This is a genomic window from Bradyrhizobium sp. URHA0013 (assembly GCF_000518345.1).
Taxonomy (GTDB): domain Bacteria; phylum Pseudomonadota; class Alphaproteobacteria; order Rhizobiales; family Xanthobacteraceae; genus Bradyrhizobium.
Genome location: NZ_JADK01000012.1, coordinates 76,405 through 91,207 on the forward strand (window position 1 = coordinate 76,405; position 14,803 = coordinate 91,207).

The window sequence follows — 14,803 nt, forward strand, 5'->3', positions numbered from 1 at the left end:
ATGTTGCCACGCCATATGGAGAGTAGCATGGTGAATGAACCGCCGCCCCGGCCTTCGTTCCGGCCGCTGGCCCTGATGGCCGCGTTGATGGTTGCAACCGCTTGGCCGGCACGGGCCAACGACTCGGCTGCCGAATTGTCGATTGGCGGGCTGCAGTTCGTTCGCACCAACGATGTGGCCATGGAGAGCGAGGATCTGCGTATCGCTCTCGACAAGGTCAGCGTTCGGTATCAGTTCGCCAACATCACCAATAAGCCGGTTACGCTGACTGTGGCCTTTCCGCTGCCCGACATCGACCTGTCGGAAGCCGACAATATTGCTCTGCCGTCGAACGACCCGGTGAACTTCGTCGACTTCGAGACCAAGGTCGACGGCAGCCCGGCGCCGCTGACCATCGATCAGCGCGCCATGATCGGCGACAAGGACGTCAGCGCGCAGCTCCGCCAGTTCAAGCTGCCGCTGCTGCCCATCGGCAGCCAGGAGATCCGGGTAGCCGACCTGCCCGCAACAATCCGGACGCGGCTGGTGGACGACGGGCTCTTGATGCCTGCCGGCATGAGCGACAACGGTCGGCAGCAATATGCACCCGGCTGGGTCACCAGGACCTCCGCCGTGCGTCAGCAGGTGTTCCCGCCCGCGCGCACCGTCGTCGTTGAACATCAGTACCGGCCGAGCGTCGGCTCCAGCGCAGACACGATCCTGCGCGCGAGCCTGCGCCGCACCAGCGCGCTTAGCCCGGAGGTCGCGCGTTATCGGAAGCAATATTGCGTCACGGATGCATTCCTCGCCGAGCTTGATAAGCGCGCAGGCGACGGCCAGGCAAATAGCGCCAAGCTGCAGGAGCGGCGCATATCATACGTGCTGAAGACCGGCGCTAACTGGGCAGGTCCGATCCGATCGTTCAAGCTGACCATCGACGCCGGCGGCAGCGACCGCCTGGTCAGCTTCTGTCAAGGTCGGCTCAAGGCATCGTCTGCGGGGGGCACGCCTGAATATACGGCAAGCGACTTCAAACCGGTTACCGACCTGAAGATCCTGGTGATCGGAAAATTCTAATCCGCGATCATATTGGGACGAACTGCCATCGCGCTTTAGCTTGTCGATTGAGCATGATCCCAGCGGAACTGCTTCAAACTTTTCCCGGATCATGCTCTGGGCGCGCTGATCAGTTCGTGAGCAACACGTAGCGTGCCGCCGCGGTGATCGCCACATGGTTGCGCTGGGAATCGCTCAACGCCTGCAGGAAGAATGTATCAGCGGCTGTCGGTCGCGGCTGGCGCAACGAGTCAAGAACCTGCGGCGTGGCCACAGCCAGCAGCAGTTGCGGACCGTTCGCGCGCGGTGTCGGGAGTGTGAACGAAAGCGAGTCGATCCCCGGCCTCAAAAGGTAGGACAAGCTCTGCACCTCGCCGCGGTCCGAAACCATGAGCAGCTCCACTACGCGGTTCGCGAAGTTCTCGATGGTGCCATTGAGGGTTTCGCCTCCCTTTAGCTCCGTCGCCGACAAGGTGATGCGCGGCACCCGCGTCTGATCGCTCCCGAGCTGGCTCAGGAACTTGACGGCAGGGCACTGTTCCTCGGTCACCTGCCTGACACCGACCGACGCCTCAAATCCCTGCTCCCGCCTGAACGCTTTGTCGAACGTATCAAACGGAGCCGTCGAAGCACCGAAGCCTTCGATCACCGCGGCGGTTTGACTAACCGCAACTGGCAAGATGAAGAAGCAGTCGCCGCCGGAATATTGGGCCACGTATTTGCGGATGCGGTCGGCTCGAGCCGGCCCATCGCTGGGCTGAGTGGGTGTCCCCGTCGGCGGTGGCGACAGCTTCGCCGTCTCCTGACGTTCGGGCTTTGGCGGGGGTTCAGCCTTCGTCGGCGACATCGTTCCCGCAAGCTTCGGAGGCGGCGGCAAAGTCGGCACGCCGGGCGCCGACCGGACCAGCTCGAATAAAGCATACCCGCCCCCGCCGAGCACAAGCAACACCGCCGCCACGCTCACACCGAGCCAGGGGGCGCGCCGCCCTGGAGCGGTCGATGGCGCCACGTCCTGTCGCACCTGCGCGGCACTTTCGGGCCGCGCCAGCGGATCGAAGCCGGACAACGGTGCGGTGGATGTGCGAGCCAAACCGGTCGGCGTCCAGCTGGCGACTTCCGCCATGGTTGGACGCAACGCCGGATCGGGCTGCAGCATCTGCTCCAGCAAAGGCCTGATGCGCATGTCTACCGCACCGAGATCGGGTACGCGCCGGCGCTTCTCAACCAGCTGAAACTGGCTCCCGCCCATGTCGAGCTTCTGTCCCGTCAGCGCATGAAACAGCACGAGGCCAAAGCTGTAGACGTCGGATTTGGCGGTCACCTCATTGCCGTACAGCCCGACCTGTTCCGGCGACGCGTAATTGTCCTTGCCGGCAAAGCCTGAGCCGATAATGGTCTTTTCACCCATCTGGGTCGATCGCGCGATACCGAAATCTATGATCTTGGCGCGCCTCACATCATCGAGCGGGACGATGATGTTGTCCGGAGAGACGTCGCGATGGATGATGCCATGCTCGTGGGCGGCATCCAGCCCGGACGCGACACGCTGCATCAGCTTCACCAGCGCCTCGAAGGTCAACGGTCCTTCGTCAAACATGTTCGACAGCGAGCGGCCGTTCACGAACTCCATCGCGAGATATGGCCGCTGCAGCACAGGCTCTACCGTGAACAGGAAATAGCGAACGATCGCATCGTGCGGAAGATTGTGGAGTGCCGCCGCCTCGCGCCGGAACAGCGCAAGCGCCGCCTCGTTTTCGACCATGTCGGGCAACAGCATCTTCACGGCAACCGGCGATCCGGTCTGGATCTCACGGCACTTGTAGACCTCGCCCATCCCGCCCGCACCGATCACCGCTTCGATCTCGTAGATGCCGTTGAGCCGGGTGCCGGGCGGCACACTGCGATAGTTCGACCGGAACGGATCGTTGGAGTTCATGCTTGCGGCTCCCGATCCAGCGGCGTTCTCGTCGGCTCCGAGGATCGAGGCGTCAGCAGCCGCACCACTACGATCGTCACGTTGTCGAGCCCTCCTCGATCCAGAGCCAAAGCAAGCAGATCATCGCAAGCCGCCTGCGCGCGCTGCATGGCTGCATACTGCAGGATCTCGTCGTCCTGCACATGCCTGGTCAGGCCGTCGCTGCAGATCACAAAGACATCTTCCGGCTCGGCCGGACCTGTCACGACTTCGAACTCCGGATCGTCGGCGACGCCGACTGCCCGGGTGATCGCATTGCTCGGCCAGTCCTTGACGTCCTCGCGCGACACCGCACCGCCGGCAATCAGTTCCTCCAGCTCGCTGTGATCATGAGACACCTGGTTGATGCCGCTGCGGTTGATCAGGTACACCCGGCTGTCGCCTGCCCATATACAGGCATAATAGCCGTCGCGCACGAGCAGAACCGCCGCCGTGGTGCCGACGGTTGCGCCCTGCCGTTCCCGGCTGAGCGTCAGTATCTGCTGGTTCGCACGGAACAGCCGCTCCTCGCACTCCGCCAGAAAGTCGGCGGCGGAATCTGTCATGCCTATTGCATCGAGCGACTGCACCACGATGCGGCTCGCGAGATCGCCGGCCTCGTGGCCCCCCATGCCGTCTGCGACCGCCCACATGCCGACATCGGTCCGGACCAGGCAGGAATCTTCGTTACGCGTCCGCACCCGTCCTGCATGGGTGACGCTGCCAACATCGAACAGGGATGCGACTTGTACCATCGCGCGTCACCCGGCCCCGGAGTCTGTACGGCCGAGATCGCCGGTCAGCAGTGTGGAATAGTGAAACGGATCCGGCAATCCGCGACAAGCCAGCGCCATTGACGGAAAGCCTTCCCCACCGGCGGTCCACCAGAAACTGGCAGCGGCATGAATCTGCGGATTTGCGGCAGCAAGCGTGGTGAACGACTGGGCGAACGCGCCGACGTCTGAAAGCGCTGCCACCCCCGTTGCGCCCAATGCGGTCACGTCCGACCCATTGGAGAGCGATGGCTGTAGTCGCGGCAGCGCAAGACGATCCAGCGAATGCGAGATCTGCTCGAACGTTGCGGCGCGGTCCAGGGTCGAGAGCAGAAAGGCCTCCGCCTTGGCGAACCATTCATCCTGCGGGTCGGTGCCCGGCGGCGGCAACAAGGCGATCTCGTCGCTCACCGCATGCAGCGTCAACGGATAGTATCGTCCCACCCCATCGAGCGAAGGCATGATTGCCCCTGTCACCGTGGTGCCGCAGATCGCAGCGCCGAGCCAGAAGCGCCACACCGGCGCAGTGAGGAAGGCCTGCTGCCAGCCCGAGCCAAGCTGATGGCGACTTGCAGACAGCCCAGCCTGCACCCACGGCTCCCAGGCTTCCAGGAAGCTGCGCGGCGTTGCAATCGCGATGAAATCGCGTTTGGCGCCGATCTTGCCGAATAGTCCGCAACGCATGGTCATATTCCGGTCGGGCAACGAAACTCGCGGAGCACGGACAGGTTGAGGGGATTGCGCAACGATCCGGTCGAAATCTGATAGTTGAGCTCCCGTCCGGCAACGATGAAAGTCGCACTGGCGCTTTCCGCCTTCACAGCCAAAGAGCCCGCCTCCAGCATCCGGAACAACGACCAGGGGCCGATGCGCTCGAGAATGGATGGCGCTCCGGTATCGTTGCTCACCGAAATCGCGGTTCGCGGCGATGGGCCCGGCCAGAGCACGGTTGTCGGTGGGTTGCTTTGCGGTTGCGGTGGCGGCGGCGGAGGTTGCGCACCACCGAACATCGGCGAGGCGGTCGGCGCGCCTGGCGTGATCGGGCTCGCGATTGTAGTACCGCCGATCTCCGTCTTCACCGTCACGCCGGGTCCGGATGCGCCCGGCGGCCGGATCGCGAACGATACTGCAGGCACGCTGCCGCCGGTCTGGAAGAAAGCATCACGGATATAGGCCGCATTCTGGAACTGCTTCAGCGTGTCGGGAGAGAACGATCGTCCGACGGGACTTTCCTTTCGCCAAGCCCAGTCCGATTTCGAGGTGTCGGCGTAAGGCGCGAGGTACTGGGTGAAAAACTTGTCCATGACGCCGTTCGGACTGAACACCTTGGCAAAGTCGGCGAGCGGAACCTCTTGATTGCTACCGCGGACGAACGGGTAGCGATTGCTCACCGTCTGCTGGCAGACCGGCGTGACCTGATCGCGCAAGGTCTGCAGAATCTGTCCGGCCGTCGATGCCGCGATGTTGCCTTCAAACTCCGCAGCCGCCGCGCGCAACATGTCGGAGAACGGCGGCGGCATGCGGGAGGCATTATTGCGCAGGGCTGCTACCTGGGTCTGAAGCGAAGCGGTCGCCTGCGCGGTCAATTGTGGATTCTCGATCATCAGCGTCAGGTTCTGCGCGATATCGTTCAGGTTGGCGATGGTCGAGTCGATCGGACGGTGCGTGCTGTCGCCTTCCAGCACCGCATGATAGGGCTTGAACTGCGCTTCGATTGTCGCCCCGGGCGGTCCATCCTGGGCGTTGGTGAAAAGAGCCGGTGCCGGCGCGGCCGCCGCAGGCGCCGCTGCGTTCGCCGGCTTCGGCCGCTCCTTGGTCAGCACCGTCTCGGCGCGCACCGATTCCAGGATTTGCCGCATCGGTGAGGTTGGCGCGGAAAGAGCCCGCAGCACCTCGTATTTTGGCTTGTCGGCGAGCAGTTTTTTCAGACGCAAGCTGCCCAGTGCGGTTCGCCACGTCGTGACAAATTCGTTGGAATAAATATTCAAGAGGTCGCCGGCGAGGTTGTCGTACTGCTGGTCGATGGCCGATTGCTGGCCGGCATCGCCCAGCACCCAGCGCTCCTTCTTCATGCGCTCCGACAATCCCGGCAGTTTCGCGACGAAGTTTTGCTCGAAGCCGCTATACGTAAAGAACTGGGGCACCCGCACAGCGTCCAGAGGCTGCCCCGTCGTAGTTTCGAACACGATGGCCATATCAGGACCACCGCGCCGGGCGGCGATCCAGTCGCCTGCGGTTGATGACCGCGCCTCGGATTTCAGGAACTCGTACGCGCGCTGCGACACGCTGAGGCGCGCGAGCGAGTTCTGCGCCTGCTTGATCAGCCGGCCGTCGAGCTGGACAAGCGGCGGCTGCTCCGTCTCGAGGTCGAACATCGCGGTGAGATTCTCATCGAGCAGGCGCCTTCCCTCCGCGTTGGTTGCGCCGGGATAGAGGTTGTCCTGCCAGTCGCGCTGCATCCAGGAGCGGATCAGCTCGCGGTCTGGCGACTGCAGGCCGCCGAGCATCAGGTAGACCTTGAGCGCCTCGTAAACGAACGCGGGCTCGTTGATGCGCGCATTGAGCTGCTCCTCCAGGCGATACAGCAGGCGCGGCCGGAACATGCGTTCGAGCGCGGCGTGATAGGCGGCCTTGGAGGGCGACAGCAGGCGTTGATGCTGGCTGAGGCCGTAGCGGGCCGACAGGGGCACCGCCTCGTTGCGCAATCCGTAGCCTGCGGGCGCGTTGCGCAGTCGATAGAGCAGCGGCAACACCTTGTCGAGATCGTGATCGTCGATCAGCGTCTGCTTGATGAGCGGCGCCCCGGCGGCTGCATATTCGCTGTCCGCCTGCAGGCTCTGCTCGATCAGGTCGGAATTGCGCTTGTAGCTCGTCAACCACGCCGCGATCAGCCCGATCGAGACAAGGCTGATCAAGGACAGCGCCGCGGTCTTGATGATCAGCGCGCGGCGGACCGCAGCACGATCAGTCGAGACCCAGTCAGCCTCACCGATGATGACTTTGGAAATGAGATCCGCAAGGAAGTAGCTCTTGCCCGTTCCTGAATAGGATCCGGAACCGACCTCCTCGGCGCCGAACGTCCGCGCAAGCGACCCGATCAACTGGTCGATCGGCGTCCCCTGCTGGGTACCCGAGGTGAAGTAGAACCCGCGCAGGTTCGCATTGACGTGATAGCGCGTCGGCTCGAATATCTGGTTGAGGAAGTCGTGGATCTGGGGCTTGAGGCGCGCCATCTGCGCGGGGAAACCAAACAATTGGACGCGGTGTTGCGGCGTCGGTTCGTCCTGCAGACGATCAAGCGTCTCCTCGCTCAGGCGCTCCAGCAGACGGTCAAACTCGACCGGAATCTGCCCCACCAGATTCTGGGTCTTGTCGGCGGTCTGGAACGTGGCGCCCCAGACCTGACGGCGACCGGCCTCGCCGAGATAGGCGAAATATTCGGTGAAGCCGGCGACCAGATCGGTCTTGGTGAAGAGGGCATAGACCGGGAAGCTGACCTTGAGCCTCTGATGCAATTCGAGCAGGCGCATCCTGACGGCGTCGGCGTGAAGCACGAGTTCCTGCTTCGGCAGCATCAGCACATCCTCGACACTGATGGCGACGAGAACGCCGTTGATCGGCTGGCGCGACCTGCTCTTTTTCAGGATGTCGAGAAAAGCCAGCCAGCTTTCCTTGTCAGCCTTGCTGTTGGAGTCCTGGGTCGTGTAGCGGCCGGCGGTGTCGATCAGCACGGCCTCTTCGGTAAACCACCAATCGCAGTAGCGTGTACCGCCGACCCCCGCGATCGCCGCCGGCGTTGCCCCGCGTGCAAGCGGAAATTTGAGCCCGGAATTCACCAGCGCTGTGGTCTTGCCGGCGCCGGGTGGCCCGATGATGACGTACCAGGGCAGATCGTAGAGGTAGCCCGACTTGTTTCCGCTTGCGGTCTTCAGCGTCGCGAGCGCATCCTTCATGCGCTCTTTGAGCACCGGTTCGTCGCTGACAGGCTGATCGGACGCGCTGATCCCGTCGGCGATCTTCTCGGCGTTCTTGCGTCGCTTGAAGTAGCTGAAGCCGCCGATGCCAGCCGCCGCCGTGGTGAGCAGCAGAATTGCGATCTGGCGGATAATGTGGTTCTCGAGTGGGTGCCAGTCGCCAAATGCGATGAAGGGACCGGCGAAATAGATCACGCAGCCGAGCGAGCTGAGCCCAACTCCGTAAAGAATGATGCGGATAATATCCTTGGCGAGCATTGACCGGTACCTGTCGCAAACGGCGTGAGCTGTGGTGGCAGCTATTCGCTGCGTTCAATAAATATTTCGACACGCCGGTTCTTGGCGCGTCCTTCAGGTGTCGTGTTGGGAGCGATCGGCGCGTCCGCGCCCTTGCCCTCGACGTCGACACGCGAACCATCGGTCAGGCCGGGCTTCAGCGCCGCGGCGACCGCCTTGGAGCGCTCGACCGACAATTCGAAGTTCGACGGGAAGCGCACGGTGCGGATCGGCGAACTGTCGGTATGGCCGACAACCCGGATTCGCCCCGGCTCCTTGTCGAGGGTTGCAGCGACCCGGACCGCAATCGGCTTGAAGCCGTCGAGGATGGTGGCCTGGCCCGACGAGAACAGTGCGAGGTCACAGACCCTGATCACGATGAAGCTCGCGGTCTGGTCCGCGGTCATGGCGCAGGCGGTATTCTCCTTGGCGAGCGCGTTGCGGATGCGCTGCAACTGGGTGATACGGTCCGGCTGTGGTGGCGGAGGCGGTGGTGGTGGCGGCGGCGGCGCAATCACCTTGCGTTTGAGCTCGATCGGATCAGTTGGATGCAGGGCCAGCGCCACCTCGGCGGCATTCTCTGACCGGCCGGCCAGCAGTGTGCGCAAGACGAAATAAGAGCCCGTCAGCAGCGCGGCGGCCACGGCCGCTACCAGCCAAACCGGAACACGCAGGCGCTGCCGGCGAGCCGCCAGCGCCTGCCCCCGCCAGTTCGGCGACAGGTCGCTCATCGTCTTGGGACGGACCCGGCGCAGCGTTTCATACAGGTTGCGCTGGATCACCTGGAGGTTGGCGAGCCCACCCGTCGATGTGCGGTGAATGCCCTGGAAGCCGAGCGCGAGGCAGGCATGCTGCAATTCGAGCACCGGATAATTGACCAGCGGATCAACCTTCAAATGGTCAAGGATCTCGAAGAAGCGGACACCGCCCACCCGCTCGCCGAAGAACCGGCTCAACATCGAGTATTGCGTCCAGACGTGGCGCTCCTCGGTCGGGATATGCTGCACGATATCGTCGGCGGTGGCGCACAGGATATATTTTGCCGTATTGGCCTGGTGCTCGGAGATGCCCGCCGAACGGATGTCCTTCTCGAAGAATTTTATGGCATCGGCTACTTGTTCCATCAGACTTGCGAATGATGCGCGCATGAGCGCCACCCGCAAGCGGCCCAGCAGTTGCAACAAGGGCCCTGCGGCGCGCATCACCGGATTGGCGTTCGGCGCGACCAGATCGTCGACGCGCAGAGGCGGTCCGGGCGGCAGCATCGCTTGCTGAGCGGAGGGTTGCGTCGGCGTCGATATCCATTCCTCCGACGGATGGGTGGTTGGTGCAGCGGCGTAGCTCGGGCCCTGCGGAACCGGGGAAAACGATGACGACGGCGCGGCGCCGGGAGACGGCACGGGCGACGGCGAATAGGCAGGGCGTGCCGCAGGCCCTTCTCCCGCCAGCGGCTGGGCGGCAGGCGCCGGCGGCAATTTCCCGCCGGGATTGGGACGGATGATCGTCCGCTCGCCCCGACCGAAAGGATTGACCGGCTTGTCCCTGTCGCTCATGGCCTATCTTCCAGGATCGCCCAAAGGTACAGTTCAAGCTCCGGCCAGTCGCCGGAGAAGTGCATCCCGATCGAGGCCGCCGTGCTGAACTCGGGCCACAGCGGCGACTTGCGATCGAGATAGAAATAGACGTGATCGGTGATGGCCCGGATGTGCGGCGGCGGGGTCGGCAAGTGCACCAACGTCAACCCCGGCAAGTTGGCGTGCACGATCTCGTTCATCTTGGTGTTCGGGCCGACCTTGAACAGATGCGGGAAATCGTTCTGGATTTCCACGAGCGGCCGCCGTGCCGCAACTTCGAGCACCAAGGTCGCATTCCGGAATAGCGCCCGATCGCGGATCGGCGACACGAATGCATTCTGTGCACGCTCGATGATCTCAAGGCGGATCGCCCGCCGGCCGAGCCGCGCGCTCAGGAAGTCCTGGATGTCGCTTACCAGGGGGGTGAAAATGTTTTCGAGGTCATCATGATCGTATGCCCGATAGTTGCGTGCGCGGCGTTCCGGCGTGGCAAACGTCGCAAGCTCACCGGCGAACCTCAGCAACTCCTCGTACAGCCGTTCGGGATGAATACTTCCGGAGCGCTGAAAATGGGTCAGCACGGGAATGGTGCGGTTGAGGACCTGCAGCACCAGATAGTCCACGCTCTGCAATCCGCCACCGGACGATGGATCGACCGCGTAGCGTGCGAGCTCATCGAGCTTGGTCTCGACCCAGCCGATGATGCGATTGAGCCAGCCGTCGATGATCGGATGTGTGGCGCAGACCAGCATCGGCGGCACGAACTTGTCATCGAACAGCACGTTCTTGTCACGCACCTCCAGAATGCGCGCGATGCCGAGGCCCATGTATCCTGGCTTGCTGGTCTTGCGCAATTCGAATGACAACCGCGGATAGGCGATGTCGATCTCTTCCTCGATGCGCAACGTGGAGGTCGAGTCGATGAAAGTCTCCGAAGTGCGAACATAGCGGCTGGCGCTGTCGGTCCGATCTTCGTCCACTTCGCGCGTGTTCGGTGCGGCGACGGGCATCATCAGCCAAACGATCTGGCCGGCAGCCGAATCCGGCACCTCTATCGCGTCCGGGATCGGGCTGTCCGCTGGGATGTCGAATGGCGTGCCATCTGGCATGACGCCGGAGGCGTTGCGCACCGCAAATTTACTCTGTTCAGTGAGGTCCGTGTTGATCTCGAGCTGGGCAAATCCCCAAGGGTATGGCGTCGTGTAGCGAACGCGCTTTTCCAGCAAGTGCTCGACATAGCGATCATTCTGCTGCAAATGGTGCGGCCGCAGAAACAGACCTTCCGACCAGAAAACCTTGCTGTACCAAGACATTCCTACATCCACATTAGCAATGTCGGCGACCGGACGGCCGCCGCTAGTTCACTTTGCACCGCTTTTGTCGGAGCGGTCGTAATAGTCGGAGAAATACAGCATAAAGGTATCGATCGGCGCGCTGTTGTCGCGGCCGAGATGCGCCTTCCAGCGCGTCATGAACTCATCCCACAATTTGCTCTTGTTCGAACCGAGCCAGGATTTGGCCCCGCGCTGAAGCTCGAGCTCGCGCGCGATGAGGGTCGGATCGATGCCGGTGATGAGCTCGTGAACCGCGTGCTGCATCGCCATGTACGTCTTCAACTGATGTGATTTGAGGTCGCTGAAACCCTGCGCAAAGGCGCGTTGCGCGTCGAGATAGCTCCGCGTCTTCGGCCCGAACAAAATCCGCATTGCATCTTCCGAGGTCGGCGAGAATTTCAGCGGGTTGTTCTCAATCGCCTGAACGGTGGTCTGGCTGGTGCTGCGCGTCAACTGCTTGGCCTGAGTTCGCGCTTGCAGCAGCGCCATCAAATTGTCCACGGTCATGCGCAAGATGCTACCCAGCTGTCCGGCGAGCTCGGCATCGGTCGTGTTGGCAAAGAAATTGTCGGGCAATCCGGCGGCGCGTGCCACCAGCCGCGCGAAGTCGGCACCGCCGGCCGTCATGGCGGGCGCCGGCGTTTCGTCCATCGCCTGCGCCGGTCGCGACGGCTCGACATATGGCGGTGGCGGCGGCTGGACGGGCGCCGCTTCAGCATCGGCCCACACGGAGGGCCGGCGCGGCGTCGGCATCGCGGGCGGCGGTTCGATGGGGGCTTTCGGTGCGGCGACCGGGCCGTCGGCCCAGCTCATGTCGTCCTGCGCGGAAGACTGGAACGGCGACGTCGGCGGTGGTCGTCGAAAGGGATCCACGCCCGGCGACGGGACGCTCGCCGCCCAATCCAGAAACTCCGGATTGACGGGTCGCGCCGCCTCGCGCGGCTTCTTCAATTGTTGCGGATCGATGGGCGGCGGTACGTCGCGATCGGCCGCCCACAATTCCTGATAATCGGCATGTTGCTGGACGAGAGGAACGTGCTGCTGTGCCTCGCGGTCCTGCGGATGCCCGCCCGCCTCACCCTCCAGTGAAACCTCGATGATGTAGTGGCCAATGGTGAGCCGGTCTCCGTCACGCAGCCGGTGCGGTGCCCGCATACGCTGGTCGGCGCCATTGAGAAAGGTGCCGTTCGTCGAGACGTCATGCAGCCAATAGCCGCCATCGCGAAAATGCACCTCGCAATGCTTTCCGGAGATCGTCCGAGCCGGATCAGGCAACGTCCAGTCAAGATGACGGTCACGGCCAATATCGACCGAGCGCCTGCCGGTGACCGTAAACGATACAGGGCCACCGTCCGGAAGGTTCGACTCGTTCTCGATTTTGAAGCGAAGCACCATCTCTTCGTCTCGTTAGCGCGGCGGGCGCGGTTCGCCGCGTGCCAACTGAATACCATCCTCTAGGCATCCCGTCATTATCCGGTCCCGGGACTCGCGGGGGAGCCGGCAAAGGGCGATCAGCAGGGCCGCGCGTACCGCGCGTGCAGCTTGATCGGGCTTGGCCTCGACCGGCGCAAATTCCGCCGGGACCACGCTTCCGCCAGACCATCCGGCCGCCAGCGCAAGCCATGTCGCCGGCTGTTCCGGATCGTTGGCGTTGCCGACGGCCAACGCCTTGTTCCGGGACTGCTCGTCGGGCTGCCTGACCCAGGCCTCGACGTAGTTCAGCGACCTGGCGTCGTTGGCATCGAAATGGTCGAACATCCGCCGTAGCGAGCGGCATCCCCAGGCAACGGCGACGCGCCGGGGAAGCAGATAGGCGCAGAAGGAGATGGCCCCGTTCCAATTGCACGCATCGGTGGCGTCCTGCAGGAAATCGAGTGAAGGCTTGTCGGGCTCGGCCCTGCCGACGTCATGTCGCGCCATTGGGTAGGCCTGAAAGAGATCCCGCACCGCACCGAACCTAACTTGGCTCATAGCACTCAACCGACAAGGGTTGGCAGGCCGTGGGCACCCAGCGGGCCCCCGGCTGTTAGCGCCATGGCTCCCTGCGCCGTCATCGCGATGGTCGGCGCGTTGATGACGATGCCCCCAGGCGTCAGGATGATCTGGCTGGGGCCGACCTGCAGCGTGATGTTGACGTTGGCCATGAGCGTGATGGTTAGGCCTGCGGTGACCGACTGATCCATCGCCATAGTGATATGCTGACCGCCCAACTCGATATCGAGCTTGTCGTTGCCGTTGACGAGGGTCGTCTTGCGGGTGTCGCCGCCGAGCGCGGCTTCGCCGATGGTCCGCGTCTCGGTGTCGCGGACCGTCACGTCATGGTCTTTCTCGGCATGCACCGTGATCTTCTCGGAGCCCTTCTTGTCCTCGAAATTCCACTCATTGTAGCCGCCGCCGCCCTTGGTCGAATCGGACTTCAATCCCGCGATCGTCTTCTTGGACGGCAGGTCATAGGGCAGCTTGTACTCGTCGTTATAGACGGTGCCGATGATCAGGGGCCGGTCCGGATCGCCTTCCAGAAATTCGACGACTACTTCCTGTCCGACGCGCGGAATGATCTGACCGCCCCATTTCTTGCCGGACCAGACCTGAGCAACGCGCAACCGGCAAGACCGCTTTTTCTTCCGGTCCCAAAAAAATCGTACATAGATTTCGCCGAGGTTTTCGACGTCGATCTCCTCGCTCGAATTGTCGTCCTTGGTCACCACCTTGGCGGTCTGGACACCATTAATCCTTGGCTTCGGCGTCAACATCGGCGCCCGGAACGGACGGTCGCTCGGCAAGAACTCGTAGCTCCCGAAATAGACGTGCTGACCGGCGTCGCTGGGACCACCCGTGCGGTAAGATTCGATCGAGAACGAATGGGTGGCTCGTACCACCAGATATTCGACGTTCTGCGAGTCCTTGTGATGCTTCTCGAGTTTAGTCAATCCACCGGGGAACAGGTTGACTGCATCACCGTTGCCGCGGCGCCGCCGGTCCATGGCTTGCTCGGACTGAAGCTGGATCTTCGCGTAGCGCTCGCCGTCGGATTTTTCCTTGAACTTTCCCGGATAGTCGTAAAATTCCATTTCTGATCGGGAGTAATGCTCGTTGCCCTTGGCGTCGCTGATCATTTGCGCGTTGGGCTTCTGGTAATTGTAATCGTTGAGCTCGACCTTGCCGGTCCGAAACCTGCGCTCCGAGACCCATTCGTAGATGTGTTGCTCGCCTCGCCGGTCGGCACCTGTCAGCGGTATGTATGGGATCGAGGCGAGTCCGTTGATCGGACTGTGCGACGATTTTGAGTCCGCCAGTACCAGCGTGTGCTTGCCGCCCTCGTGCTTGAAGAAGTAGTAGATGCCGTGCTGCTCCATCAATCGGCAAACGAAATTCAGATCGGTCTCGCGGTACTGAACGCAATATTCGAGCTTCGGACAGGAACCTTCCTCGGTCAGCTTCGATTCGTAATCGGTGAAGCCGCGATCGTCGAAGACCTCCTTGATGATGTCGGGCGCCTTCTTGTCCTGGAATATCCGGCAATCGGTGGTTCGCGATAGCAGCCATAACCAGGGCCGAAGCACGATTCTGTAGCTGAAATAGTCGTTCTTCACCCCAAGCCATTGCGCTTCGGTGAGAATGCCGCTGAACTCGCGCTCCTTCTCATGAAGCTTCATCTTCAGCGTGCACTGCTGACCGATTGCGCGGTCGAAGTCGAGATCGGCGTCCTCACTGAGACATTCGATACGATACTCAAAGAGTTCGCTGAGACCTTCCGAAGCCTCGTATCCAACGAAAACCAGAACGTCCTTGCCGAGTGGCGTCTTGAGCTCGCAGAGGCGGGTATCTTGGGTAAGCTGGCCCATGTGGGCGTTAAACTCCCTCGTCGGCCGCATGATCGGCT

At 62.5% G+C, this 14,803-nt stretch carries 10 protein-coding genes; 1 reads left to right on the forward strand and 9 read right to left on the reverse strand.

Features of this window, described 5'->3' with window-relative positions; all coding sequences use genetic code 11:
- The first annotated feature begins 27 nt into the window (after positions 1 to 27).
- Entirely contained in the window at positions 28 to 1,056 is a 1,029-nt protein-coding gene (locus N551_RS0118035) for a DUF4424 domain-containing protein (RefSeq protein WP_245287807.1), read from the forward strand.
- A 109-nt stretch (positions 1,057 to 1,165) separates the two neighbouring features.
- Here the strand turns inward: N551_RS0118035 and N551_RS0118040 are convergent, their stop codons facing one another.
- From N551_RS0118040 to N551_RS0118080, 9 genes are read right to left on the reverse strand one after another with little or no spacing between them, the layout of a single operon-like run.
- Entirely contained in the window at positions 1,166 to 2,971 is a 1,806-nt protein-coding gene (locus N551_RS0118040; protein ID WP_027568104.1) for a serine/threonine-protein kinase, read from the reverse strand.
- On the reverse strand, positions 2,968 to 3,744 hold the full coding sequence (locus tag N551_RS0118045) for a PP2C family serine/threonine-protein phosphatase (protein ID WP_027568105.1): 777 nt from the start codon (positions 3,742 to 3,744) through the stop codon (positions 2,968 to 2,970). The genes N551_RS0118040 and N551_RS0118045 overlap by 4 nt, the downstream gene beginning before the upstream one ends.
- Positions 3,745 to 3,750: 6 nt before the next feature.
- Entirely contained in the window at positions 3,751 to 4,452 is a 702-nt protein-coding gene (tagF, locus tag N551_RS0118050) for a type VI secretion system-associated protein TagF (RefSeq protein WP_027568106.1), read from the reverse strand.
- Positions 4,449 to 7,994: a type VI secretion system membrane subunit TssM gene (tssM, locus tag N551_RS0118055; RefSeq protein ID WP_027568107.1), complete on the reverse strand. Its 3,546-nt coding sequence runs from the start codon at positions 7,992 to 7,994 to the stop codon at positions 4,449 to 4,451. The genes tagF and tssM overlap by 4 nt, the downstream gene beginning before the upstream one ends.
- A gap of 41 nt (positions 7,995 to 8,035) precedes the next feature.
- Positions 8,036 to 9,565 carry a type VI secretion system protein TssL, long form gene (tssL, locus tag N551_RS0118060; protein ID WP_027568108.1) on the reverse strand — a complete coding sequence of 510 codons (1,530 nt, stop codon included), beginning with the start codon at positions 9,563 to 9,565 and terminating at the stop codon, positions 8,036 to 8,038.
- Positions 9,562 to 10,899 carry a type VI secretion system baseplate subunit TssK gene (tssK, locus tag N551_RS0118065; RefSeq protein ID WP_027568109.1) on the reverse strand — a complete coding sequence of 446 codons (1,338 nt, stop codon included), beginning with the start codon at positions 10,897 to 10,899 and terminating at the stop codon, positions 9,562 to 9,564. The genes tssL and tssK overlap by 4 nt, the downstream gene beginning before the upstream one ends.
- A gap of 48 nt (positions 10,900 to 10,947) precedes the next feature.
- Positions 10,948 to 12,315, reverse strand: a complete 1,368-nt coding sequence (gene tagH / locus N551_RS0118070) for a type VI secretion system-associated FHA domain protein TagH (RefSeq protein ID WP_027568110.1) — start codon at positions 12,313 to 12,315, stop codon at positions 10,948 to 10,950.
- Between the two features lie 12 nt (positions 12,316 to 12,327).
- Positions 12,328 to 12,840, reverse strand: a complete 513-nt coding sequence (locus N551_RS0118075) for a hypothetical protein (RefSeq protein ID WP_245287804.1) — start codon at positions 12,838 to 12,840, stop codon at positions 12,328 to 12,330.
- A gap of 56 nt (positions 12,841 to 12,896) precedes the next feature.
- Positions 12,897 to 14,765, reverse strand: coding sequence for a type VI secretion system Vgr family protein (locus N551_RS0118080; protein WP_027568112.1), 1,869 nt, complete (start codon positions 14,763 to 14,765; stop codon positions 12,897 to 12,899).
- Between the last annotated feature and the right edge of the window lie 38 nt (positions 14,766 to 14,803).